19 protein-coding genes and 1 pseudogene are annotated in these 24383 nt (G+C 35.7%); 18 read left to right on the top strand and 2 right to left on the bottom strand.

Going from position 1 to position 24383, the window contains the following annotated elements; all coding sequences use genetic code 11:
• Nucleotides 1-34 precede the first annotated feature (34 nt).
• The 5 genes from AC1PU0_RS11540 to AC1PU0_RS11520 all read left to right on the top strand — a co-directional run bounded on the left by AC1PU0_RS11540 (nucleotide 35) and on the right by AC1PU0_RS11520 (nucleotide 7134).
• The gene (locus AC1PU0_RS11540; protein WP_479998812.1) at nucleotides 35-1690 is read left to right on the top strand and encodes an alpha-glucosidase; all 1656 of its coding nucleotides are present in this window, start codon (nucleotides 35-37) and stop codon (nucleotides 1688-1690) included.
• Nucleotides 1691-1701: 11 nt separating this feature from the next.
• Complete coding sequence (locus AC1PU0_RS11535; protein WP_479998385.1) at nucleotides 1702-3138, top strand: PTS transporter subunit EIIC; 1437 nt, start codon at nucleotides 1702-1704, stop codon at nucleotides 3136-3138.
• Between the two features lie 458 nt (nucleotides 3139-3596).
• Nucleotides 3597-4856, top strand: a complete 1260-nt coding sequence (locus tag AC1PU0_RS11530) for a zinc ribbon domain-containing protein (RefSeq protein WP_479998383.1) — start codon at nucleotides 3597-3599, stop codon at nucleotides 4854-4856.
• Between the two features lie 217 nt (nucleotides 4857-5073).
• On the top strand, nucleotides 5074-6003 hold the full coding sequence (locus AC1PU0_RS11525; RefSeq protein ID WP_111247681.1) for a hypothetical protein: 930 nt from the start codon (nucleotides 5074-5076) through the stop codon (nucleotides 6001-6003).
• 201 nt (nucleotides 6004-6204) lie between these two features.
• The gene (locus AC1PU0_RS11520; protein ID WP_069655230.1) at nucleotides 6205-7134 is read left to right on the top strand and encodes a DUF975 family protein; all 930 of its coding nucleotides are present in this window, start codon (nucleotides 6205-6207) and stop codon (nucleotides 7132-7134) included.
• Between the two features lie 61 nt (nucleotides 7135-7195).
• Here AC1PU0_RS11520 and AC1PU0_RS11515 read toward each other — a convergent pair whose 3' ends face one another.
• Nucleotides 7196-7894 carry a TIGR00266 family protein gene (locus AC1PU0_RS11515; RefSeq protein ID WP_206834086.1) on the bottom strand — a complete coding sequence of 233 codons (699 nt, stop codon included), beginning with the start codon at nucleotides 7892-7894 and terminating at the stop codon, nucleotides 7196-7198.
• An 819-nt stretch (nucleotides 7895-8713) separates the two neighbouring features.
• Between AC1PU0_RS11515 and AC1PU0_RS11510 the strand changes: the two genes are divergently transcribed.
• From AC1PU0_RS11510 to AC1PU0_RS11450, 13 genes and pseudogenes are all read left to right on the top strand, one after another.
• Nucleotides 8714-8899, top strand: coding sequence for a helix-turn-helix transcriptional regulator (locus AC1PU0_RS11510; RefSeq protein ID WP_340689648.1), 186 nt, complete (start codon nucleotides 8714-8716; stop codon nucleotides 8897-8899).
• Between the two features lie 120 nt (nucleotides 8900-9019).
• Nucleotides 9020-9289, top strand: a complete 270-nt coding sequence (rpsN, locus tag AC1PU0_RS11505; protein ID WP_069655232.1) for a 30S ribosomal protein S14 — start codon at nucleotides 9020-9022, stop codon at nucleotides 9287-9289.
• Between the two features lie 29 nt (nucleotides 9290-9318).
• Entirely contained in the window at nucleotides 9319-9459 is a 141-nt protein-coding gene (locus AC1PU0_RS11500; RefSeq protein ID WP_167351532.1) for a putative metal homeostasis protein, read from the top strand.
• A gap of 39 nt (nucleotides 9460-9498) precedes the next feature.
• Nucleotides 9499-10291: pseudogene (locus AC1PU0_RS11495) on the top strand (Gfo/Idh/MocA family protein); the annotation flags it as partial.
• A 117-nt stretch (nucleotides 10292-10408) separates the two neighbouring features.
• Nucleotides 10409-12256, top strand: coding sequence for an LTA synthase family protein (locus AC1PU0_RS11490; RefSeq protein ID WP_479998379.1), 1848 nt, complete (start codon nucleotides 10409-10411; stop codon nucleotides 12254-12256).
• Nucleotides 12257-12274: 18 nt separating this feature from the next.
• Nucleotides 12275-13051, top strand: coding sequence for a tRNA 2-thiocytidine biosynthesis TtcA family protein (locus AC1PU0_RS11485; RefSeq protein WP_479998378.1), 777 nt, complete (start codon nucleotides 12275-12277; stop codon nucleotides 13049-13051).
• A 557-nt stretch (nucleotides 13052-13608) separates the two neighbouring features.
• The gene (locus AC1PU0_RS11480; protein WP_479998376.1) at nucleotides 13609-16320 is read left to right on the top strand and encodes a cation-translocating P-type ATPase; all 2712 of its coding nucleotides are present in this window, start codon (nucleotides 13609-13611) and stop codon (nucleotides 16318-16320) included.
• Between the two features lie 506 nt (nucleotides 16321-16826).
• On the top strand, nucleotides 16827-17993 hold the full coding sequence (locus tag AC1PU0_RS11475; protein WP_069639532.1) for an oxalate decarboxylase family bicupin: 1167 nt from the start codon (nucleotides 16827-16829) through the stop codon (nucleotides 17991-17993).
• Nucleotides 17994-18069: 76 nt separating this feature from the next.
• Nucleotides 18070-18771 (top strand): YoaK family protein, encoded by a 702-nt coding sequence (locus AC1PU0_RS11470; protein ID WP_069655236.1) that lies wholly within the window; start codon nucleotides 18070-18072, stop codon nucleotides 18769-18771.
• Between the two features lie 171 nt (nucleotides 18772-18942).
• Nucleotides 18943-20406: an MDR family MFS transporter gene (locus AC1PU0_RS11465; RefSeq protein ID WP_206849972.1), complete on the top strand. Its 1464-nt coding sequence runs from the start codon at nucleotides 18943-18945 to the stop codon at nucleotides 20404-20406.
• A 349-nt stretch (nucleotides 20407-20755) separates the two neighbouring features.
• Entirely contained in the window at nucleotides 20756-22240 is a 1485-nt protein-coding gene (locus AC1PU0_RS11460; protein WP_206849974.1) for a BglG family transcription antiterminator, read from the top strand.
• Between the two features lie 382 nt (nucleotides 22241-22622).
• Nucleotides 22623-23210, top strand: coding sequence for an ATP-dependent Clp protease proteolytic subunit (locus tag AC1PU0_RS11455; protein ID WP_069655239.1), 588 nt, complete (start codon nucleotides 22623-22625; stop codon nucleotides 23208-23210).
• Between the two features lie 170 nt (nucleotides 23211-23380).
• Nucleotides 23381-23815 carry a hypothetical protein gene (locus AC1PU0_RS11450; RefSeq protein WP_206849976.1) on the top strand — a complete coding sequence of 145 codons (435 nt, stop codon included), beginning with the start codon at nucleotides 23381-23383 and terminating at the stop codon, nucleotides 23813-23815.
• A gap of 390 nt (nucleotides 23816-24205) precedes the next feature.
• Here the strand turns inward: AC1PU0_RS11450 and AC1PU0_RS11445 are convergent, their stop codons facing one another.
• The gene (locus tag AC1PU0_RS11445) at nucleotides 24206-24367 is read right to left on the bottom strand and encodes a hypothetical protein (protein WP_167351533.1); all 162 of its coding nucleotides are present in this window, start codon (nucleotides 24365-24367) and stop codon (nucleotides 24206-24208) included.
• Nucleotides 24368-24383: the final 16 nt, after the last annotated feature.

The raw sequence follows: 24383 nt of genomic DNA, 5'->3' as shown, positions 1-24383 counted from the left end.
GTAATGGAAGGATGAATGACTCGTGAACATAGAAATGAAAGACAAAAAATGGTGGGAAAAAGAAGTGATTTACCAGATTTATCCGAAAAGCTTTAAGGACTCGAATAATGATGGCATAGGAGATCTTCAAGGGATTCGAGAAAAGTTACCGTATTTAAAAGAGCTAGGAATCACTACGATTTGGATCTGTCCAATTTTTACGTCACCGATGGTAGATAATGGCTATGATATTTCTGATTTTGAAGGAATCAATCCTGAATTTGGGACTATGGCTGACTTTGATCAATTGTTAGAAGATGCGAATAAGTTGGGAATCAAAGTGATTTTGGATTTAGTCATCAATCACACTTCTGATGAACATCCGTGGTTCCAGGCAGCATTGAAAGACAAAGAAAGTCCATATCGAGACTATTACATTTTTAAAGAAGGGAAAACAGAACCAAATAACTGGCGCTCGATTTTTGGCGGTTCAGTGTGGGAAAAGTTACCGGATGAAGAGGTCTATTATTTCCATGCCTTCGATAAAAAACAGCCTGATTTAAATTGGGAGAATCCAGTGTTGCGTCAAGAATTATATGCAATGATTAATAGATGGTTAGAAAAAGGAATTGCTGGTTTTCGAATCGACTCGATTACCTTTATCAAGAAGGATCAAGATTTTGCTAGCTTACCTACGGATGGCGTGGATGGTTTAGCGTCATGTAAAAGTAAAACACGAAACCGTCCAGGAATTGAAGTGTTTTTAAACGAATTAAAAAAAGAAACATTTGAAAAATATAATTGTGTTACCGTTGGGGAAGCACCTGGTGTTCCTTATGAAGACTACGGTGATTTTATTGGGGATGATGGGTATTTTTCCATGATTTTTGATTTTAATTATTCTGATATCGATGTTGAATCTGGTTCTGATTGGTTTAAACGGACGAATTGGACTACGAAGGAATTCAAAGAAAAATTAAAACGCTCACAAAAAGTGTTACAGAAAAATGGTTGGGGGGCGAATTTCGTTGAAAACCATGATCAGCCTCGTGCTGTTTCTAAATTTATCAAACCTGAATACCAAACGGATGAAGCAGCGAAAGCCTTAGGTATGCTCTATTTCTTTTTACGAGGAACACCATTCATCTATCAAGCGCAAGAGTTAGGGATGCAAAATGCCAAACGGAACACCATTGATCAATTTAATGACATTTCAAGTATCGATAATTATCACCGTTCAATTCAAGAAGGCTATACGCTAGAAGCAGCGTTGGATTTCGTCAACAAACGAAGTCGAGATAATACACGTACACCTTTTCCTTGGGATGATCGTCAATATGGAGGATTTTCAGCTACTACGCCATGGCTTGCGATGACAGAAGAATACCCCAATCGTAATGCACAGCAGAATCCAGTATTCGCTCACTATAAAAAAATGATTGAGCTCAGACAACAAGGACAAGTAAGTGAAGTCTTGACGCATGGCACAATTGTTTTCTTAGAAAATGTACCAGATAATGTGATTGCCTATAAGCGTGTATTAAATGAGAACGAAGTTTATTCCTATACTAATTTAAGTGATACGGAGGAACTAATTTCCATAAAAGGGGAACCTTTGGATTTACTCTTAAATTCTCATGGGGATCTAGTAAACGAAGAAAATGAATTAAAGCTTTATCCTTATCAAAGTGTTTTGTTTAAAAAAAAATGAGGTGAGTGAAAATGGCAATTAACTACAAACAAATTGGCGAAGAGATCCTAAACGTCGTTGGGGAAGAAAATATTACAGGAATCACCCATTGTGCGACACGATTACGTTTAGAAGTAAAAGACCGCGAAGCAATCGACGATAAAAAAGTCGAAAAAATTGATCAAGTAAAAGGGGTTTTCTTTAATGCCGGTCAATACCAAATTATTTTAGGAACCGGCATCGTGAATAAAGTCTATGACTCTCTAGTTCAAAATAATCATGAACTATTAGAAAAAGAAACGACTCTTGAAGAAATGAAAAAGCCAAGCAATCCGATCAAACACGCAATTCGTACACTTTCTGATATTTTTGTTCCGATCATTCCAGGAATCGTGGCAACGGGATTATTTCTAGGATTAAAGAGAGTCTTTTTAAATGAGAGTGTTTTAGCTTTTTTTGGAACATCAACTGATAACATTCCTGAGTTTGTACTAGTTCTTTTGGGTGTACTGACGGATACTGTTTTTGCTTTTTTACCTGCTCTGATTTGTTGGTCAGCGTTTAAAAAATTTGGTGGTACACCGATTATCGGTTTTGTGATCGGCTTAATGTTGGTATCCCCCACGTTGCCGAATGCTTATTCAGTGGCAGATATCAATAGTGGTGTTGAACCGTTGATGGCCTTTGGCTTTATTCCAATCGTAGGCTATCAAGGAAGTGTCTTAACGGCGTTAGTGATTGGTCTTTTAGGAGCGAAACTTGAAAAAATCCTTCGTAGAAAAATGCCGAACTCTTTAGATTTGATGTTTACTCCTTTTGTCGTTATTTTGGTGATGATGTTAACAGGCTTGTTAGTGTTAGGACCAGTCTTGCACTTCGTAGAAAATGGCTTGGTCTACTTCATTACAGGGTTAATCAAATTGCCATTTGGAATCGGTGGTTTGTTGATAGGGTTCTTATATCCGTTGGCTGTTATGACGGGGATGCATCATCTGTTTATTATGATCGAAACAAGTTTGTTGGCGACAACTGGCTTTAATCCACTGATTACGCTTTGTGCAATGTACGGCTTTGCGAATGCGGCAGTCAGTTTTGCAGTGAGTGTCAAGGCCAAAGATAAGAATGTAAAAGTAATTGGAACCAGTGCGGGTGTGACGCAACTTTTAGGCGTAAGTGAGCCAGCATTGTTTGGGGTCACGATTCGTTACGGGATGAAACCACTAGGTATTATGTTAGCATGTTCTGCTCTAGGGGGAGCTGTTTTGTCATTGTTAAACGTGCAAGCGAATTCATACGGGTTAGCTGTTATTTTATCGCCGTTGATGTACATTTATAGCTCGTATCAATTAGTAACCTATATCGTAGTTGGAATTTGTATCTTTATCTTGTCGTTTGTGTTGACGTATCTGTTTGGGGTACCAAAAGAAGTGATGATGTCAGAAGATGAGTATCTAGGAGAGGAACAATGAACTAGACAAATGAACAACGCTATCGAGCTATCAAATTCAAAAGAAAAAAGGTCAAAAGGTATTTGACGGTAAAGCTATCCTATTCAACCTAATTATGATTTATTAAATGACCCCAACGGTTTTTGTTAGTACAATAAAAAGTATCAATCTAGTGTTTTTATTGGTGAAGTTTACGAGCATGTGGTTACTTTGATAGGCACTCATTTCAAGAGTTAGATCAAAGAGTTGATTTTTTTTTGAAACGCAAACAACTTCGTGAACTAGGGAAGAATCACATGTTGGAAAGGGAAATTATGAAATAGGGATAAAGAACAGCTACATTTAAAGTACATCGTTAAGTTCTAAAAGAATTAAGATTTTGGAAGAAGTTAGAGTACATTTAAGTTCGATCACCTATTTACCTTTTTCAAATATAATGAGATAATGATGTTGAAAAAGTGTTATTTCGGAGGGGAAAAATGGGAGATTCATTCGTTCAAAATCAGTGTTCATCGTGTGGTGGTGCAATCACTGATCCAAACGTAAAAAAATGTCCACATTGTGGAACATCACAAGATCATGTTCAAACAATACTGGATGAAAAAAACAAAAATATTGAACTTTGTCCTAATTGTGGTTCGCCAGTTATATTTAATATTGAAAAGCAGCAGTTTGTTTGTGATTTCTGTCATTCTACGTTTACAACAAAAATTGAAAAAGATTTTGATAACTTGATATATGAGGCAGATAATTTGATTCCATTTCAAATACCAGAAGGGCTGGCAAAAAAGCAGTTTTTCGAATGGTTGATTAAAGGGGAGAACCTTCCCTTAGACATCTTAGGGAGAATCAATAATATCCAGCTAGAACAAGTTTTTATCCCATATATGTGTGCAAATGTTGTTTATGATGGCGCGTGGGGAGCTGATATTGGGTACAATCGTTCTGAGAGCTATACAGAATATGTGACGAAAGAAGACAAGAATGGAAATAAATATTCTGAACCAATCGCGAAGACTCGAACTGTTGTTGATTGGAATCATTCAAGTGATATTTTTTCAGGTACAACATTTAAAAGTTATCTAGTCAATGATGAACTAACGGGTTTGATTGCATCATTTGCTCAACGTTTTAGTCATTTGGCTTTTTTAGAGAATACGAAGCCGTTTGACGAACATTACACAGCTGGGACTCGACAATTGAAAATTTCATCTTATAAAGTTTCTTCAGTTTTACGTTCCATTCGTGTTTTTGCTCAAGAAGAAGCAGAAAAAAAAATGAATAGCATCTTACCAGGAGATGAAAATAAAAATGCGAAAATAACGAAATTCACCTATAATCTTACTTCAAAATATACGTATGTTCCGTTTTGGAAAGTTACATACAACTATGAAGACATGAATTATAGTGCAATTATGACTGCTGCAACTAAAAATAAAATAGAAATAGACGGAAACCGTCCAATCTGTCAAGAAGATTCAACAGTTGAAAAAAAAATGAGGACAAACGGTCGGTTTGGTCTTTTAGGAAGTTTACTCTTTTTCTTGATCAATATATTTAGTAATTTCCCTAGTGAAGTAGGATCAATTCTATCTATACTTTTTTTAGGTGGAATTGGTATCTGGATTTATTTTGCGATCAAGCGTCATCTTTTCTTGGATCAAAATAAAAAATATCTTGAAGATAATTTAAATGAGTATCCAGAATATATAAAACTATTAAAACAATATCCAAAATAGTTTTTGAACCCTACTGTATTAATGAATAGAATAAAAAAATGGCTGAAATGTATGTTTCAGTCATTTTTAATGTATCAGTCGAAAATATGTCTACAATAATCAATTTGAAAAAACATAGACTTCAATACAGTTGTTCGATAGTATAACTATATATGCTATTTTATGTATAAAAAACATAATCTATATATGAAGAATTAAATGAAGGAGGCGTTAAAAAATGAAAAAGTCAGTAAAGTCATCAGTGATTGTGTTGGCGTTAGGATTAGGGTTGTCAATCGGAACATCTGAAGAAGCTGAAGCGATGTATGAATCGCCTTATTCATATTTCAATGATTATGGAATAAGAGAAAAGAGCTTTGCTAGTGTAGATAAACTATACACCGATCGTTATCAAATGGAGGTAGAACAGCTTCATAAAAAGTATAACTTGGGTGTGATCACGGATGAGGAATTTGATATATTCCTTCGGCAATTGGATGAGCGCGATGAGAAGAGTTTACTTGAACGAGAAACACTTTTTAATACGTATGGATTAGTAAAAAAAGACGATTTAAAGCAGATCGCCCATTTTGATACAGCGTTTGACGATTATTCTTCTTTGGCGGGAGTTGAGCAAATGCCAGTATTAGAAACAATCCAAGGAGAAGGTGGAAGCTTCAACAGTTTTAGAGAGTTGGGAAAATTAAATAAATTGAAAACAGTGAATTTGGAAGCGAATAATCAACTAACATTAAACAGTTTTAAAAAGCTAACCGACTTGGAAACGCTCGTTTTGTCGTTTAATGGGTTCGAAAATAAGGACGAAAGTAGCGCTAGTGAATACACACAAGCGTTAACAACAGATATTTCAGCATTATCTCATCTGGATAAATTAAAGGAATTAAGAATCAATGCAAGAGGAAGAATGGCGACGATTACCTTAAAGAAAGGGACAACCTCTTATCAACTATTTGACCCAATCGTGCCATCAATACAATTCGATGGTGCTGAAATGAACTACGTTTCAACTATTGAAAGCAGTGAAGTGTTGGAATGGAACAATTTATCGGGAAAGGAAAGATATTTAGCATTTAGTTGGAGGATAGAAAAGGGAACAGAACTTTCTTATACAGGAGAGGGGCAAATCCCAATTCGTTGGAAAGAATAAAAGGCAAGAGCGAAGTTTTTCATTCCGAGGTCTAAAAGGATACTTCTCTTCACGAATAGTGTCGATTGGATTCACTAATTTTGGCAATGACCAAAGGAAGTGAGTACTTTTGATAGTAAATTAAGAGGCATATAAAAAAGTGATAAAATACAAAGTGACGACGATAGGAAATTTTCTAAAGGCGTTAAAAGGAGCGGAAAAATGATTCGAAGTGAAGTAAAAAAGAAAGCCCAAGCACATCTACATGGGCGATATGGAAACTGGAGTTTGATTGCAATTCTCCCTTGTGCGGCATTGTTTCTTTATTTTTTTTCTGTGATGTTCCTGTTTCAAGCAGCGACAAGTGTTGGAAATCAATCAAATCATTATCACTCTTGGCAAGAAGATTACGCTGAAAAAGCGAATCGTTCTATGGACGACTATGAAAGAGGCTACGAGGATGGCTATTCAGATGGTTATGACGACGGATTTTATCAAGATGATTCTGATGATGACAGCCAGAATGAAAAAAATCTTCATTCCTTAGCAACTATTCCAGGAACCTCGTTGACACATCAAGGGCGATCCGTTACTTATTCAGAAACAACGACTTTAGAAACAGGAATCGGTGGTCTAGTTGGCTTTTTGGTTTGGCTTGCGTTTTTACTTGTTATGATTTTGTATCGTGGCATGATTCAGTGGGCAGCCGTGGATAATGTAGAAAGGCGTAATTTTAGTCTTAAAACAGTCTTTATCTCTTTTATTAAAGAAAATGGTAAACGAACGGTGAGTGCTAACAGTTTAATGGCCTTGTACACTTTTTTATGGTCTTTGTTGTTTGTTATTCCTGGTGTTATCAAACAATTATCGTATGGTATGACAAATTATTTATTGAAAAAAGATCCCACTCTAACGGCAAAAGAAGCAATTGATCTTAGCCGAGTATTGATGAAAGGATATAAGTTAGAATATTTGATATTCTCTTATTCCTTTATTTTATGGCAGTTTGCTGCATTCTTTAGTTTTGGCTTAGTCAGCGTTTATGTTATTCCATATTATAGTGTATCGGAAGTGTTGTTCTTTGATCGAATCGTTGCGGATAAACATCATTTGTTTACTCAAGAAAAAGAAGCAGGATTTGCTGATTTTTAAATCAATCAACTAAAAAAGAAGTGTGAGAACCTTGTGACGGGGTTTCACGCTTCTTTGATTTTTATGAACCTGAACTAACAAAAGGGCTAATTAAACCAGCTAATCCTTCGATGTTTCTCGTTTGGATCATGATTGTACCTGTGCCATGAAATTCATTGACCACACCTTCACCGGTTGTGAAACCAAAGAGGCCAGAAGCTACCTTGATAGTGTAATCCAATGATTCAGACCAAGCGACAACATGCTGATTGTCTACGACAAATGGTTTTGTTCCATCCAAATGAATCTCGACAATGTCTCCGTAGCTGTTGATCAACAAGGAACCTGAACCAGCTGTTTCCATTACGAACAATCCACCCGTACCACCAAAAATAGCGCCACTAAGCTTTTGACGTTTCATATTATACGAGACAGTCTCATCACAAGCTAAAAATGCACCTGTATTTAAACGCCAATGTTCTGAGCCCACTTGAAGTTCTTTGATCGTACCCGGTGTTGCAGGCGCTAAAGCGACTGTTGCTGTATCGGTAAGTCCTGAAGCTTTGGTAATAAAAAAGCCCTCACCACTTGACATTGAACGACCCAAGGCACGGATTGCTCCGCCAAATCCTGCTTTCCCGTTGCTGTTCATTTTTCCTTCAAGATTGATCTCACCATTGTGATAAACCATTGCACCACTTTCTAACTGGATGCTTTCACCTGTTCGTAACGCGACTTCAACTAATGGGAAGACGGTATTCTCTGTCATTGTATACTCCATTAATGTGACCTCCTCTATGATTTTATTTACTAGTATACCTTATAATTGAAAGACTTTCTTGTGAAGGGGTCGATTTTTTGTTTAAGATAGGCGAAAAACTTATTTTATGACAAAATATGTTGCAAATAAACCAAATTTTGATTAAGTAGAGAATAACAGAAACAGTCGGAGGCAGACAAAGAGTATACTTAAAACGACCAGAATTTGAAGAAACGAATCTTTTTAGAGCTTTTATCAATGATGGCATGACGATCGTTTATTCTCATTGGCACAAAGAAACCATATGCTCAATAAGAGGAACAGTCAATATTGGCGTAGGTGATGAAATCGTTTCTGTCTCTGAAGGAGAAATTTACTTTTTTTGCTAGTGGTGAACCGCACTATTTTCTAGCGTTCCCGTACAGCGAAAGAATCGTCTAACAAGTTGATTTAAATGTGTTTGACGAGTTCAATTTAAAATCTGTTGATGGTGGTTCATTGATTGAATTAGTTGAAACCGGGGAAAAGCACAGTTTAAAATAGTCGAAATCTCTCGCTTTGGATACAAAAGTGATTTTTACTTTTGTCCCACACCCAGCTTATTATTTCAGCTCGTTGCAACATTTACAGAAAATTACCTCAAACCAAAACAGACGTCAAAAAAGGTGCTAAACCTTCTATACTAAAGTACAAAGAAAACTTAGAACACTTGGATAAAATCTTCACTTATGTAGAAAATCATTATGAAGAACCCATTGCATTGGAAGAAATTGCAGAATACAGTGGCTTTAGCTCGTATTATTTTACACGTTTTTTAAGGCCAATACGGGTACCACCATTATGCGTTTTCTTATGGAAGATCGACTCAATCAAGCAAAATTTATTTTAGCGAATGAAAAAGTACCTAAGACCGAAGTAGCTGAAAAATCTGGTTTTGCTAATGGTAAGACATGCCATGATGTATTCAAAGAACAAGTAGGAATATCCCTTTTGAACTATCAAAAGACCTTTATAGGAGAGTCCTAACAACATAAGCCTTTAATAAGTTTTTTTTATAAATAAAACTTGCATTTCTTTATCGATGATGGTATTCTTATCTCTGTTAAATAGTAATGATTACGATTTGTGAAGAGGGTGACAGAATAGATGGCTAAAAAATCAAAAATTGCTAAGGCAAAACGTCAACAAGCATTGATTGAAAAATACGCTGAACAACGCTTGGTCTTAAAAGCAAATAAAGACTACCAAGCTCTAGCAAAACTTCCTAAAGATTCAAACCCAAATCGCTTGAAAAACCGCGATTTGATTGATGGACGACCAAGAGCCTATATGCGCAAATTTGGCATGTCTCGAATTAATTTTAGAACTTTGGCACATCAAGGAAAAATTCCTGGTGTCCACAAAGCAAGTTGGTAACCGACTAGTAGACGCAAAGAGGTGAGTAGATGGAGAAACAAGATCTTTCAAGTGCACGTAGACGATTGAAGTGTACAAACCGAAAAACAAGAAAGCGAGCATTAAAAATCATACAGCAACATAAAAGGGAGCAAAGACATCGCGTGATGGCTTCTGGGAATGTTGGGTGAGTTGATTATTAGTAAGAACCAAAAATAAAGTTCTTCCTTAAAGAACTAGCAATCAGCGCTTTGAAACCTGGAAAACACATAGTTTGTGAAAAAGCAGTCACGATGAATGTAGAAGAATTAGATGCCATCCTAAACAAAGAAACTGGCAAGACCTTTAGGGTTCAACAAAATCGTCGCTGGGTCCCAGATTTTCTAATCACGCGAGAACTTACAAAAATCAATAAATCGGAGAAATATTCCAAATCGAAACGCGTGTGCAAGGGGCTAATGGAATTCATGGTGATTGGTGCCATGAATTAAAACATGGTGGTGCATGCTGTTAGACTAAGGTGTTCATTTACTCGATCAGAGATTATTTCTAGTTGATAGTCGCATCGAAACCGTGTCAGCTGACGCAAGCTATATTCTCGGCGATGAAGTGGATAATAGATTTATCACCTATATCATTTTTGAAAATGGTAGCCGAGCAATCATAGAAGTTGGAACGACGAATTACACGAAACTGCCACGTTGGTATTTAAAAGGAACACAAGGAACCGCTGTGAGTCATGACTGAGATCTATCTGGGGAGATGGTCATCGAATCTGGAAAGCAAAATATTCAAGCGCCAAAACCAATTCAAGCAGGTATTGGTTTAACTAAAAAAATGGCGCTACCATCAGAAGAAGCAACTGAGACCTTACCATTACCAAACGCTTCTACTGAATACGATACATTCTATAAGAATTTCTACAAAGTTGTGCGAGAACAAGCAGAATCTGTGGTCCAAAATGAAGAAGTGCGGAAAGTGATGGTTCTGATCGAAGAAATTTTTAAAGCAGCTAAAAGATAATTAAAAAGATTTAATTCTAATGCGATGTAAGGCTTCTCGATGTAGGAGCTTTACTTTTTTTTCGTGTAAGCATAGAATATTAGGGGACGTATTAAGAAAGAGAAAAGGGAGAATGTTGTGAAGAAAAAATTACAGATATTCAAGAAAAAACCAGTCAATTATATACTGATCACGATTGGATTACTGTTGTTCGTTTTGATCAGCAATCTATATTTACAATGGTGTCAAAATGAATTATCGCTAGATCTAGTCTTTAAGTTTGCTTTTTCATGGCATACAGAAAAATTTATTTTAGGCAGTTTGGTCTTACTATTATTTTTACTATTTTTATGCAGTTTAGCAGGATCGTTTGCGTTAGGAAGCTTCCTTTATGCCATTACGATTGGCATCTTAGGATTTGCTAATTATCAAAAAATGTTTTACCGTTCGGAGCCCATTTATCCGGATGATTTAAAAATGATTACTGAATTTGGGTTGCTAAGAGAAATGATTGGAACGGTTCCCTTCCTATTTATAATACTGGTTGCAGCAGTTGGGTTGTTTTTCTTTGGAAGAGCAATTTACAAAAGTCGATTGTTATCGAAGAAAATGCAAATTATCCGGATCACAGGTTTCGTTGTGACATTGCTTCTATTGATATATGTTAGTAATTTTAATAGTCAAAATAATCTTTTAAGAAAAGCCTATGATCGAACGGCATTATGGATTCCCTATAGTCAAAAAATGAATTACTACAACACAGGATTTATGGGTGGATTTTTATATAATTTAAAGGTTGAAGCGATGGACAAGCCAGACAATTATTCTAAAAAAACAATCGAAGAAATTACCACCAAATACACCGATACTATACAAGAGTCAAACGCAGACACACAAGAAGAACAACCGAACATTATTTTTGTGATGAGTGAAAGTTTTTCTGATCCGCAGAACTTAACGGGTGTAACCGTGAATAAAGATCCTTTAAAAGACTATTATGACATTGCGAAAACGACCTATAGCGGTAAAATGTTATCACAAAATTATGGTGGTGGGACAGCCAATATTGAGTTTGAAGCACTAACGAGTTTTTCGATGGAGTTGTTCAATCCTCAAATGACAACACCCTATACCATGTTGATTCCAAAAATGACAGAAATTCCATCGATTGTGTCGCTTTTAAAAGGGCAAGACTATCAAGCAACGGCTATTCATCCATACAATACGACGATGTATAAGCGCAAAGATGTCTATAAAACATTTGGCTTTGATCGATTTATTAGTGAAGATACCATGACCTACAAAGAAAAGAAACAAAAAAATCCTTATATTTCAGATGAATCTGCCTATAAAGAAGTGCTGGATCTGTTAAAAGATGAAAATGAACCACAGTTTGTTCATTTAGTGACCATGCAGACTCATATGCCTTATAGTGATAAGTACCCAACGACTGAGTATTCTTCCCAAAGTCTAGGCAATAAAACGGCAATCGATCGTTATATGCAGGATGTTGCCTATAGTAGTGAAGCCTTGAAACAGTTTACGACTGACTTAAAAGACGTAAAACGCAGGACGCTTGTTGTTTTCTGGGGAGATCATTTACCAAGTATTTATTCAGATAAAATCAAAGCAGACAACGATGAAGTGCGCATGCATGAAACAGAATTTTTGATGTATGACAACCAAGAAAAATTAAGTGGAAGAAATACACATGATGCACTTATTAGCCCATTTTACTTTGCCCCAACATTATTCGAACAAAGTAATATCCAAATGACTGGATTCTACCAATTGTTGAGTGAACTAGAAAAACAAATTCCTGCATTTGAAAAAGGGTTTTATTATAAAGACAAACAATGGAGTAAAACACTATCACTGAATAAAACGCAACAAGATTTATATGACGACTATCGTTTGATCCAATATGACATTGTTTCTGGCGAGAACTATAGCTTGAACACCGATTTCTTTAAAGGAATCCAGTGACTAAAAAAGGAGTGCAGAATGAGTTTTAAAAAGAAAGATAATCAACCCTACTATAATCCGATTCGTCGCGCGATTTTGACTCATCAAATGATTCAGCCAGGTGATAAAGTAGCGATTGGGATGAGTGGTGGGAAAGATAGTACCAGTTTGTTGTATTTTCTAGATAAGATCAGTAAACAAAAGCGTTTAGGCTTTGAATTTGAAATCGTACCAATCACTCTAGCAATGGGCTTTGGTATGACTATTACGCCGCTGCAGAACTTTGTGGAAGAGTTAGGGTATGAATTAGATATTGTTCCGACAAATATTGCGCAAGTTGTATTTGATATTCGGGAAGAACGCTCTCCATGCTCATTATGTGCTAAGCTTCGTCGAGGAATTTTATACAAACGAGCAAAAGAAGTCGGTTGCACTAAAGTTGCCTTAGGTCATCATCTTGATGATGCAATCGAAACCTATTTTATGAATTTTTTATTTCATGGAAAAATGGCTAGTTTTGACCCAATCAGCTATTTATCAAAAACGGATATTTCATTGATTCGTCCATTACTTTATGTGGAAGAGAAACAAATTATTCAGTTTGTTCAAAGAGAAACATTGCCAGTCATTTTTAACCCATGTCCTGTAGATAAGAAAACAAAACGAGAAGAAATCAAGCATCTTGTAGATGGATTAGCCCAAAGCTACCCCGACATGAGAGAGAAATTTATTATGGGCATGGAACAAGGAGTAGCGGACAATTTTTGGACGAAATCAATAAAATCAATAGACAAGGAACCGAAGAAGTCAAATTGAAACGAAATAGAATGAACTAGTGAACTGCTGCTTAGGCTCCAACTATTTATTCAGATTCTGCGGAGGCGGGAAATAACTTGTAAAGGGATGTCCCGCCCCTTTTTTAGCTAAAGAAAACAAGAAACGCCCCAAAGTATTGGTAAAAGAAAAGGGGAGAAAATCGCACAAAGTGTCCTTCAAAGTCACAACCAAGTAGACAGCGAGTGTTTTTTCATAGCAAACAGAAATTTTTCTGAAAATCAATACGATTTCATTTGAAAAACACTAAAAGAACAGGTATAATTAATTCAGCAATAATTATTGGTGAAAGGCTTGTCCACCACCATTTTATTATTTCATGAGGGAGTAACTGGCGGCGCTAGCTGCGACAACATCACCAACTCCGAAAGAAATTTCTGGTGTTGTCTTAAACGGTGAGACTTATGTATGTTCTATTTAGCATACAGAGGTCTATTTTTTTTCGTTTTTGCTGCGAACGTTAAGTTCAAAAAGGTGTTCGTTTCGCTATAATGAAGTAAAATAGATTTAAGTAGCTGTAAATTATAAGGAGGAAGAACATGTCAGAAGAGAAAAAGGTTCAACTATCTGAAGCATTTTACACGCAGTCAGATGAAGAGGTCTTACAAAAGTTTGATACGACAATCGAAGGACTATCAGATCAAGAAGCAAAAAAAAGGCTAGAAAGTTACGGTGCCAATGCGCTAGATGAAGGGAAGAAGAAATCGATCGTTGTTAAATTCTTTGAACAATTCAAAGATTTTATGATCATCGTCTTGCTCTTTGCTGCAGTGATTTCCGCAGTCTTCTCAGGTGATTTTGTTGATTCCATTATCATTTTGCTGGTTGTGATCTTAAATGCAATCTTTGGTGTCATTCAAGAAGCCAAAGCAGAGCAAGCAATTGAAGCGCTAAAAGAGATGTCTTCACCAAATGCGAATATCCGTCGTGACGGTCATGTGATTACAGTCAAAAGTGATGAATTAGTACCTGGCGATATCGTTTTATTAGAAGCAGGAGACGTTGTGCCAGCTGATTTACGTTTAATAGAAGCAGCGAGTCTTAAAATCGAAGAAGCCGCTTTGACAGGTGAATCTGTACCAGTTGAAAAAGAAGCTATTGTTTTAGAAGGTAAATCTGATGACATCGGTATCGGTGATCGGATCAATATGGCGTATTCTAACAGTAACGTTACTTACGGCCGCGGAATCGGTGTGGTTGTGGGGACAGGGATGAACACCGAAGTCGGTAAAATCGCTGGCATGTTAGCCAACGAAAAAGAAACAGAAACACCATTGAAACAAAACTTAAACCAATTAGGTAAAATGTTGACGATCGCTATTTTAGTGATTGCAGCAGTGATGTTTGTTGTTGGTATGATGAACGGCCGTACATGGATCGATATGTTATTAACATCAATTTCATTAGCCGTTGCAGCGATTCCAGAAGGATTGCCAGCTATCGTTACAATTATTTTAGCGTTAGGTACACAAAAAATGGCGAAGAAAAATGCCATCGTCCGCAAATTACCAGCGGTTGAAACATTAGGTAGCACAGACATTATCTGTTCAGATAAAACTGGGACGTTAACTTTAAATCAAATGACGGTTGAAGCTCTTTATACAGATAATGAAGTAAAACCAGCAACAGATGCAGTTGCAATGGACAATATGACCTTAAAAATCATGAACTACACAAACGATACAAAAATTGCACAAGACGGTTCATTGATTGGTGATCCAACTGAAACAGCACTTGTTCAATACGGTTTAGATCACGATTTTAACGTAACGGAAAAAGTTGCTGCTGAACCTCGTGTTGCTGAAATTCCATTTGATTCAGATCGTAAATTGATGACAACTGTTCACCAATTAGCAGATGGTAAATTCTTAGTTGCTGTCAAAGGTGCACCAGACGAATTACTAAAACGTTGTAATCAAGCATTATTAAAGGGTCAAACACCAGCAATGGATGACAAACAACGTCAAGAAATTTTAGCGACTAATACAAAATTAGCCAAACAAGCATTACGTGTTTTAGGAATGGCTTATAAAATCGTAGATGCGGTTCCAGCGGAAATGGATTCTGATTTAGTTGAAAAAGACTTAGTATTTGCAGGTCTTGTCGGCATGATCGATCCAGAACGTAAAGAAGCAGCCGAAGCGGTAAAAGTAGCCAAAGAAGCTGGCATTCGTCCAATCATGATCACAGGTGACCACAAAGACACAGCCGAAGCAATTGCTGCACGTCTTGGTATCATTAAAGAAGGTGACGACGATGCTGTAATTACAGGTGCTGAATTAAATGAATTATCGGATGAAGCATTTGCAAAAGTCGTTGAACATTATTCCGTTTATGCTCGTGTTTCACCTGAACATAAAGTTCGTATCGTGAAAGCGTGGCAACAAGAAGGTAAAGTCGTTGCTATGACAGGTGACGGTGTGAATGATGCACCAGCTTTGAAAGCCGCAGATATCGGTATTGGGATGGGGATCACTGGTACAGAAGTATCAAAAGGTGCCTCTGATATGGTCTTAGCGGATGATAACTTCTCTACTATTATCGTAGCCGTTGAAGAAGGACGTAAAGTCTTCTCAAATATCCAAAAAACGATTCAATATCTCCTTTCTGCTAACTTAGGGGAAGTATTGACACTCTTTATTGCAACAATGTTAGCGTGGGATACTCTACTACCTGTTCACTTATTGTGGATCAACTTAGTAACGGATACTTTCCCTGCGATTGCGTTAGGTGTAGAACCTGCTGAACGTGACGTGATGAGCCATGCGCCTCGTGGGAAGAAATCAAACTTCTTCTCTGGCGGTGTCTTGAGTAGTGTAATTTATCAAGGGATCACACAAGGTGCGTTGACGCTGATCGTGTATAAAATGGCGATCGAATTCCCAGCGCACACAGCAGCGAATATGCCAAACTTATCAGCAGCAGCCTTATATGATTTACAACATGGTGATGCGTTGACAATGGCATTTGCAACATTAGGATTGATTCAATTGTTCCACGCATTCAACGTGAAATCTATTTACCAATCTGTCTTTAAAGTTGGGTTGTTCAGAAACAAATCATTTAACTGGGCTATCTTAGTATCGTTCTTGTTACTAGCAGCAACGATTCTAATTCCAGGATTCAATGACTTGTTCAGCGTAACGTCATTAGACGCTTACCAATGGGCAATCGTTGCTGGAACGTCATTTGCGATTATCCCAATCGTTGAAATTGTAAAATTTGTTCAACGTAGAATGGGAAAAAGTTAACAACAAATCGAAAAAAATGAATAGACTTATAAATAAGTTTAAAGTCAACTAAATACGAAGACCAAAAATCATGAAAAAGATTTTTGGTCTTTTTATTTTTTTTAATTAAATCAATGTAAAAAGACTCTCAAACTATTTCGATTTAGTTTTACTGAAAAGAGAAACAGGGATTAAGCTTATTTTAGAGGCTTTTATTTTTTTTTCAAAAAAAAACAGTTCTTATTTTTGAATAATAAAAAAAAAGTGAATACTTATTTGCTGTATATTATCTATTATCAAAGAGTAAACAGGAAACTTTGATGAACAATTGTCACTTGCTGCGATAGGAAAGGAAGAAAAGAATTATGGGCATAAATGTATAAAGAATCGGTGAATCAGCATTTAAAGGGATAGAAATCGATAAAATTCTAATTTTTTTGTAAAAAGTCAATCATAAGTATATCATTGTCTAAAAATCGATTTTCATGAGACAATCAATACATATTAAATTTAAGGAGTGATTGGATATGTCAGAAGAAAAAAAACTTGAACCTTACAGACACACCGATGGGAAAGGGTGGATTGATCATGGACCTAGAAATACTAGTCGTGATGAAGAAAATCCAGATATTCTAGTGCCACCTGCTACTGACCACGGAACGATGGCGAATTTAAGATTTAGTTATTCTGATTCACATCAACGCTTAGAAGAAGGCGGATGGACAAGAGAAATCACAAACCGTGATTTTCCCATTTCACAAGATGTTGCTGGCGTAGACATGAGCTTAGAACCCGGTGCTTATCGAGAAATGCATTGGCATAAGGAAGCTGAATGGGGCTTGATGCTCTATGGAAATGCTCGTGTGACGGGTATTGATGAATACGGACGCTCCTTCATTGATGATATTAAAGCCGGAGATTTATGGAACTTTGAAGCGGGAGTTCCTCACTCTATTCAAGCGTTAGACGAAGGCTGTGAATTTTTATTAGTTTTCAGTGAAGCTGATTTTTCTGAAAACAATACATTCTTATTATCGGATTGGTTGGCACATACGCCACCTGAAGTGGTTGCGGCAAACTTTAAAAAATCAACAGAGGAAATTGAAAGTTTCCCTGCTAAAGAAAAATATATTTTTAAAGCAAATATTCCTGGTTCTATTGAAGAAGTCGAACGCCCAAATGTGAACGGGAAAGTTCCATCGCCATTTACATTTCATATGGATACAATTAAACCGATTGAATCAGAAGCTGGTCGTGTACGAATCGTCGATCAAAACGTTTTTCCTGTAGCGAAAACTATTTCGGCTGCTTTTGTGGAAGTAGAGCCAGGTGGAATGCGCGAACTTCACTGGCATCCTAAAGCTGCCGAATGGCAATACTACATTCAAGGGAAAGCTCGCATGACAGTTTTTAACTCTGCTGGCGTTTCCAGAACGTTTGATTTCCAAGCAGGTGACGTAGGTGTCGTTCCAATCGTAGCTGGACACTACGTACAAAATATTGGTGATGAACCCTTGATTTTTGTAGAAGTCTTCAAACATGGTGAGTATTCTGATATTTCATTAAATAAATGGTTAGGCTCTTCCCCATCGCAAATGGTAGCGGATCATTTAAACGTTACGAAACAATTTGCGGAGTCACTACCAAATCCAGAAAAGCCACAACCTGTTGTTTGGTTTAAAAAACCAGAATAGTTTTTGTTTCAATGCCTAGAAAATAAATAGGAAAATTTTCTAGGCTTTTTACTATCAAAAATTGGAGGAATAAAGAGTGAATAATCGTAAAGTACCGACTTATCCTGTAATGGAACTACCTTGGATTGCTTTTTTTCTAGCGATTGCGGCTGGCTCAATGGACGGGTATACCTACTTTGTAGGAAAAGCATTTAGCACAGTACAATCAGGAAATATCATTTTATTAGGACAAACAATTGCAACAAAAGACTGGCAGCATTTAGCTACAGTGGCACTAACCATCTTATGTTTTGGATTAGGTGCGATGACCACAGGAATTATTGAAGTATTGGGCATTAAAATGAAGAAAATCTGGGCATTTGAGATTTTACTTATAGAAGCAGTCGTTTTAGTTGGCTTAGGTTTTTCATCAATTAATAGTGTTTTTACCATCCTACAGATATGTATGCTTGTTTCTTTTCTAGCTGGAATGCAAGGGAATGCATTTCATAAAATAGATGGCATGCTTTATGGAAATGTTGCCGTGACATTAGTGGTGCAATTAGCTTTCAATTATATTATTCAAGCTTTTACCGGAGCAAAAGATGCATGGAAAAATAGTTGGTTATATTTTTCTGTATTAATTGGTTTTGCAGGTGGCGGACTAATTGGGACTATTTTGACAAAAGCTTATGGTGAAAAATCTTTATGGTTTACAGCAATTGTGTTAGTGGGAATTGCCTTCTACTCAAAAATGATCAAAGTAGAGGAAAAAGCGATTAAAGTTGATCCTGTTTAGTAGTAAATAAATAGTGAAGTTGAATAAGTTTTCAAAGACTCGACAGTAACGAACTGTAGAGGAAGATTCAGTCGCGCAGAAAGCGAAATAGTTCAATGAGTGTTTCTTTTCTGCGTCATTCGAGGATTGGTAAATGGGAAAATCGGTGTAATTATTTAAGGACGTGAATGGATGAATAAAAACAAAGAAACCTATGATGGGGTAAGCTATAATCGAAGCGCTCTTATGGTTGTTATTCTACTGGGCGCATTTTGTATTATTATGAATCAAACGCTGTTGATCACAGCCTACCCAACGATTATGAAAGACCTGAATATAAGTTTAAGCACCGTTCAATGGTTAACAACATTGTTTCTCTTAGTATCAGGCATCACTATTCCTTTGTCTGCTTATTTAATGAAGCAAATTCAGTCTAAATATTTATTTTTAACTGCCTTGAATTTATTTTTAATGGGCGTGCTTATTTGTTATTTTGGTCCAACATTCAAGTATTTGCTTTTTGGACGATTATTACAGGGAATTGCTTCTGGAATTATGCTTCCTTTGATTCAGACGATTGTATTAACGCTGTTCCAAAAAAACGAACGTGGAACTGCTATGGGGTTTGTTGGTTTAGTAGTTGCATTAGCTCCCGCGATAGGGCCAACGCTATCTGGATATATTATTACCTATTTTAACTGGAAAACATTATTTCTTATTACAATACCGTTGATCCTTCTATCAGAAATAGGGGCTTTACTGTTTTTTAAAGTCAGCATACCCTTAAAACAGAGTAAGTTAGACATTCCTTCTGTGTTTTTATCGATCATTGGATTTGGTAGTTTGTTATACAGTATTAGTTTAGCCAGTACTAAAGGCTGGTTGTCTAAAGAAGTGATTGTTCTTTTGTTTATAGGATGTACTGTGATTATTTCTTTCATTGTACGAGAGTTGAAAATTTCAAATCCTCTATTGAACTTAAAAGTGTTTAGCTACTCAACTTTTTCAGTTTCTGTGTTTCTAAGTGCCATTTCTTATATAGCCTTGCTTGGGTTTGAATCTATTTTACCAGACTATATTCAAAAGGTTCATCTAGAAAGTCCAATTGATTCGGGGTTGATTTTATTACCAGGAAGCATCGTGATGGGATTAATGAATCCAGTTACAGGAAAATTATTTGATCGATTTGGTGGACGTTTTTTAATCCCGATTGGTTTGACGTTATTGTCTTTAGGGACATTTCCATTTCTATTTATCACTGAGACAACGCCAATTCTTTTCATAGCTATTTTCTATGCTATTCGTTTATTGGGAATATCAATGGTCTTGATGCCAGTGACAACAACGGGAATGAATGCTTTACCCAATGACATGATCAGTAATGGGACCGCAACGAATAATACATTAAGGCAAATTGCTAGCTCCTTTGGGACTGCTGTATTAGTTACGTTTCTATCTAGTCATGCCCAAGCTACTCCTACACAATCATTGGCAATTGGAAGTTCAGCACTTGCTATGAAAGAATCATTGGAGGTTGCCGATTATCGTCATGCGTTTGCGATGGCTTTTGTTTTTTGTATCGTTGCTTTAATTAGTTCCTTAATTATTTTTCGTAAAAAAGGATCGAATACTAAAAAGAGAGAAAAGAAAGAGTAATCATTTGAATTATTTATAGACGTTTATAAGGAAGTGATAATCCCCACTCTTTCAAAAATACATTACCGGTTAAACAGATATCTAGTGAAAAAATTAAATTTTTTTATAGAAATACGTATTACTTTTCTATCTACTCATTTGCGTGTATATTAAAAATTGAAATGAAGTATATTTATTGATAGTGTGATGACTTCCACTCGGCAATAATTAAGTTAGCTATGTTTATGAAATATATATAACGATAGGCTACTTAATAAAAAAGGTTAGTAGAGTAAGTCATCGCATCTATTTTTAAACTCAATTACTGATAAAACAATTGAGAAATCAACTATGCAAAGAGTGGGAATAGATGTTAGAAAAGTATTTAGAAAAAAATATTTATAGAAAAATTGTTCTTCTTGAAGTACTATACAAATATGAAAAAATTGACATTACGCATTACATAGAAATATTCGAAGCATTTCCAACAACAGTACAAAATGATTTGGAAGATTTGGTTCAGACCTTAGATATATACATATTAAGTTATGAGAAACAAAAAAAATACTTTTATGTAGAATTTAATAAAGATATTCCATTATTTGAAATTCGCAAAATCATCTATCAGCAATCATTATTTCTAAAGACGTGTACAAAATTTTTGGAGCAACAGTTTAATTACTTAGATTTAGTAGAAGAAGAATTTATTTCAGTTAGTAAAGCTTATAATTTGAAGAAAAAAGCAGAAGCTTTTTTTTCTGCTTGTCATCTGGATTTTGAAAATGAACGGTTGAATAGTTCAGAATTTGAAACGAGGTTCTTATACTTATACTATCTAACAAAAATTGACATCAATTATGAAACAAATCAGACGATTGAATTTGAAGAAGCGTGCGAGGACATGCTCGATTTGATTGAACACGAGTTTTCAACCAGAGTTTATACGGAAGAAAGTCGTTATTTTATTTTACAAGGAATGAATATTGCCTATTCACGTCAAGACAAAGAAAAGCTTGAATTAGAAGAAAAGGTCATCGTCGATTTAAAAAAACGGCCCATTTTCAAGTTAGTCGAGCAAGCATGGAAAAGTTTGAATATGGAGCGGTTTTTACCAGAACATGAAATTGTTTATGTGGTGTCTCTTTTTAATTCTTGTGAGTATTCTTTTAGTCAATTAGAGAATTTATTTGAAGATCATGAGAAATTACGCAGTACGTTTTTAGTTGGTCGTCCAGATATTATTCGGTTAATTCAATATTTTGAAGAAGAATTTGATCAAATTTTGTTAGGGGATTTTAGTTTTGAAGAAGGGATTATCCGTTTAACAAGGAATGCTTGGTATAATCATCAAGTTTTAGTCCACGGTTCTTTTTATACGCTGCATCCTAAAAATGAAGAGCTGTTTCAACGAATCGTTAAAGTTTTATTTAAATGGGGACAAGGAATTAAAAATCTTCTTGTAATTGATACAAATTTAATCTACCGTTTTATTGACGAAGCGGGCCCTATTTTAATGCAAGAAAAACTGCTCTTCCGTTTGAAAATCGTGACTGATTCTGATTCAAAATTTTTACTGTATCAAAGTAAATTCTCTGAATTCAATGTTTTTGATATAGTGGTAGAAAATAAATTTTACCGTTCCATATACGAAGTTGAAGGATATGACCAATCGATTCGTAATGAATATATCTTTTGTGAAGAGGCCCTGATTCCATCGGTGTTAGAAGATCATCCTCATATCATTCCAATCTCTGTAGATATGTTATTAGATCATTCTTTCTTGTTAGTGTGTATGAAGCCGTATCAACACTTTATGGGAGTTCATAATACTTCCTATATTAATGGGGTAAAGTGATAATCTATTTTTACTTGTTAGTTGGCAAAAAGACGAAGAATGTTAAGGCAAAAGATGCAGCCTAAGTTTTATATGGTTTATGATAGATGAGAATCAAATAGATCCCGTGTGACGTCACCCTGTACCTGACTGAGTTTCTCAGCAATTCTAACGAAGTTACTTCTGATTTCACTAGTAATTCGAATTCCTAGAGTAGGGGATGTGACTCGTAGTGTTATGTCTCAGATAAAAATAAACAATAGATTACTTTTAAGTATCGATGGATCCTTGATGTTTGAAAAATAGTTTTTAAGGTCAAAACAAGTCAAAAAAGTGGACAAATTTTCATATTGCGGTATTATTAATATAGAGATTTAGCTTTAAAATATGGAGGTTAGTCGTGATGAACTATTTAGATGAAAATGAAGAAACAGAAGAAAAACAACAACCAAATGCGTTTATGAAAAAATTGTTTGAAGAGCGAACAATTTTGATTTACGGAGAAATCAATCAAGATTTAGCACGAGAAGTAACATCTCAATTATTGTTGCTAGCTGCAATGGGTGATGAGCCTATCAAAATCTTTATCAATAGCCAAGGCGGACATGTTGAAGCGGGAGATACGATTCATGACATGATCAAATTTGTAAAACCAGAAGTGATCGTGATCGGAACTGGTTGGGTTGCAAGTGCTGGTATTACGATTTACTTAGCCGCTGAAGCGAAGAATCGTTATAGCTTACCAAATACTCGCTATATGATCCATCAGCCTGCTGGTGGCGTTCAAGGACAAAGCACAGAAATTCAAATCGAAGCGAAAGAAATCATTCGTATGCGCGAACGTGTGAACCGTTTGATAGCTGAAGCAACGGGACAAACATACGAAAAAATCGCAAAAGATACAGATCGTAATTTCTGGATGTCAGCTGATGAAGCAAAAGACTATGGAATGATTTCTAAAATCATCCAAACAAGTGATGAAATCAACTAAACTGAAAAAGAGATTGGACAAACACTCATGATGGCTAGTGCTCTCATGGGTGTTTGTTTTAGACTCTTTTTTAAAAGCTTGAGAAAAATAGACTTTTTCAGATTCCTCTTGTCATCTACCTATGTTAAAGTGTAAAATTAAGTAATTACCAAAAGAAAGTAGGAAAGATTGTGAAACCAAATTTAGGCTATTATGTTCAAAACATCAATGATATTGTAAAAGAAACAGAAGAAGTCGGCGAAAAAATGAATGAATACTACGAAGAAGTACGCAAAGCGATCGACGAGGAAAAAACAGCGGAGTTAGCGCCAGAAAGAATTGCCGAAATTCAACGTATTTTCCAAGATGGAACAAAAGAATATACACTTATGTTAGAAAAAGTTAGTCAATTACGTCCGCCAGCACGTGTAATGGGAATCCACAAAAAATTTGAACGCTCTTACATTGAATACTTAGCTGGATGTAACGAAATGATTTTATCTTTAGATCCTGAAAAAGGGATTGATATTGATTTATTTAATACCTCTGAAGAAAAGCAAGACAAAGCAACGGATGATATTTCATTCGCAATTACTCGAATGAGCAATCTTTTGTTAAAAAAATAAAAATAAAAACTAGAAAAATGACCAAAAAAAGATGGAATTCATTTCTTTTTAATGTTATTTTTAGTAGACAATGAAAAAGATGTATTGTATTATATATTCATACCAACAACAACCTTTTTATTTTTCATTTTACTCTTATTGAGTAATACTCCTTTTCCATCGGCCTTTTCAGCCGATGGTTTTTTTATTATTTGTTTGAAAAAAACATCTTTTTGAGTGTAGATATTTATCATTTGTATTTTTAGTTATTTTATTTATTTGGTGGAATACGGATTAATCTGTTATTTTTAAACGATAAATAGTCAAAAGAATGGCACACATAGAAAAAGGACTAAAGCAAAACGTTTAAGTTCTGCTTTAGTCCTTTCTAATCTCACGACAATTATTTTATTAATTTTCTACATTACGAACATAATCATCAAAATACTGAACAAGATCGGATTTGATCTTTTGGTATTCTGCTTCAGTGTATTCACGTTCTTCGATATTACCATTAAAAAATGGGATTTCCAACTCTTCGCGCAAGCGATCCAATACTTCGCTTTGATCCATCTGGGCACCTTCTTTA

It is taken from the genome of Enterococcus sp. XAF26B05_ASV22 (assembly GCF_056727285.1).
Note: the sequence above shows the minus strand (reverse complement) of the source record. Positions and strands in the feature narration are given on the sequence as shown.

Bases quoted from the DNA above. Each gene is read 5' to 3' on its own strand.
- AC1PU0_RS11540 (WP_479998812.1), top strand. From the start codon at position 35: ATGAAAGACAAAAAATGGTGGGAAAAAGAAGTGATTTACCAGATTTAT.
- AC1PU0_RS11535 (WP_479998385.1), top strand. From the start codon at position 1,702: ATGGCAATTAACTACAAACAAATTGGCGAAGAGATCCTAAACGTCGTT.
- AC1PU0_RS11530 (WP_479998383.1), top strand. From the start codon at position 3,597: ATGGGAGATTCATTCGTTCAAAATCAGTGTTCATCGTGTGGTGGTGCA.
- AC1PU0_RS11525 (WP_111247681.1), top strand. From the start codon at position 5,074: ATGAAAAAGTCAGTAAAGTCATCAGTGATTGTGTTGGCGTTAGGATTA.
- AC1PU0_RS11520 (WP_069655230.1), top strand. From the start codon at position 6,205: ATGATTCGAAGTGAAGTAAAAAAGAAAGCCCAAGCACATCTACATGGG.
- AC1PU0_RS11515 (WP_206834086.1), bottom strand. From the start codon at position 7,894: ATGGAGTATACAATGACAGAGAATACCGTCTTCCCATTAGTTGAAGTC.
- AC1PU0_RS11510 (WP_340689648.1), top strand. From the start codon at position 8,714: ATGCGTTTTCTTATGGAAGATCGACTCAATCAAGCAAAATTTATTTTA.
- rpsN (WP_069655232.1), top strand. From the start codon at position 9,020: ATGGCTAAAAAATCAAAAATTGCTAAGGCAAAACGTCAACAAGCATTG.
- AC1PU0_RS11500 (WP_167351532.1), top strand. From the start codon at position 9,319: ATGGAGAAACAAGATCTTTCAAGTGCACGTAGACGATTGAAGTGTACA.
- AC1PU0_RS11485 (WP_479998378.1), top strand. From the start codon at position 12,275: ATGAGTTTTAAAAAGAAAGATAATCAACCCTACTATAATCCGATTCGT.
- AC1PU0_RS11480 (WP_479998376.1), top strand. From the start codon at position 13,609: ATGTCAGAAGAGAAAAAGGTTCAACTATCTGAAGCATTTTACACGCAG.
- AC1PU0_RS11475 (WP_069639532.1), top strand. From the start codon at position 16,827: ATGTCAGAAGAAAAAAAACTTGAACCTTACAGACACACCGATGGGAAA.
- AC1PU0_RS11465 (WP_206849972.1), top strand. From the start codon at position 18,943: ATGAATAAAAACAAAGAAACCTATGATGGGGTAAGCTATAATCGAAGC.
- AC1PU0_RS11460 (WP_206849974.1), top strand. From the start codon at position 20,756: ATGTTAGAAAAGTATTTAGAAAAAAATATTTATAGAAAAATTGTTCTT.
- AC1PU0_RS11455 (WP_069655239.1), top strand. From the start codon at position 22,623: ATGAACTATTTAGATGAAAATGAAGAAACAGAAGAAAAACAACAACCA.
- AC1PU0_RS11445 (WP_167351533.1), bottom strand. From the start codon at position 24,367: ATGGATCAAAGCGAAGTATTGGATCGCTTGCGCGAAGAGTTGGAAATC.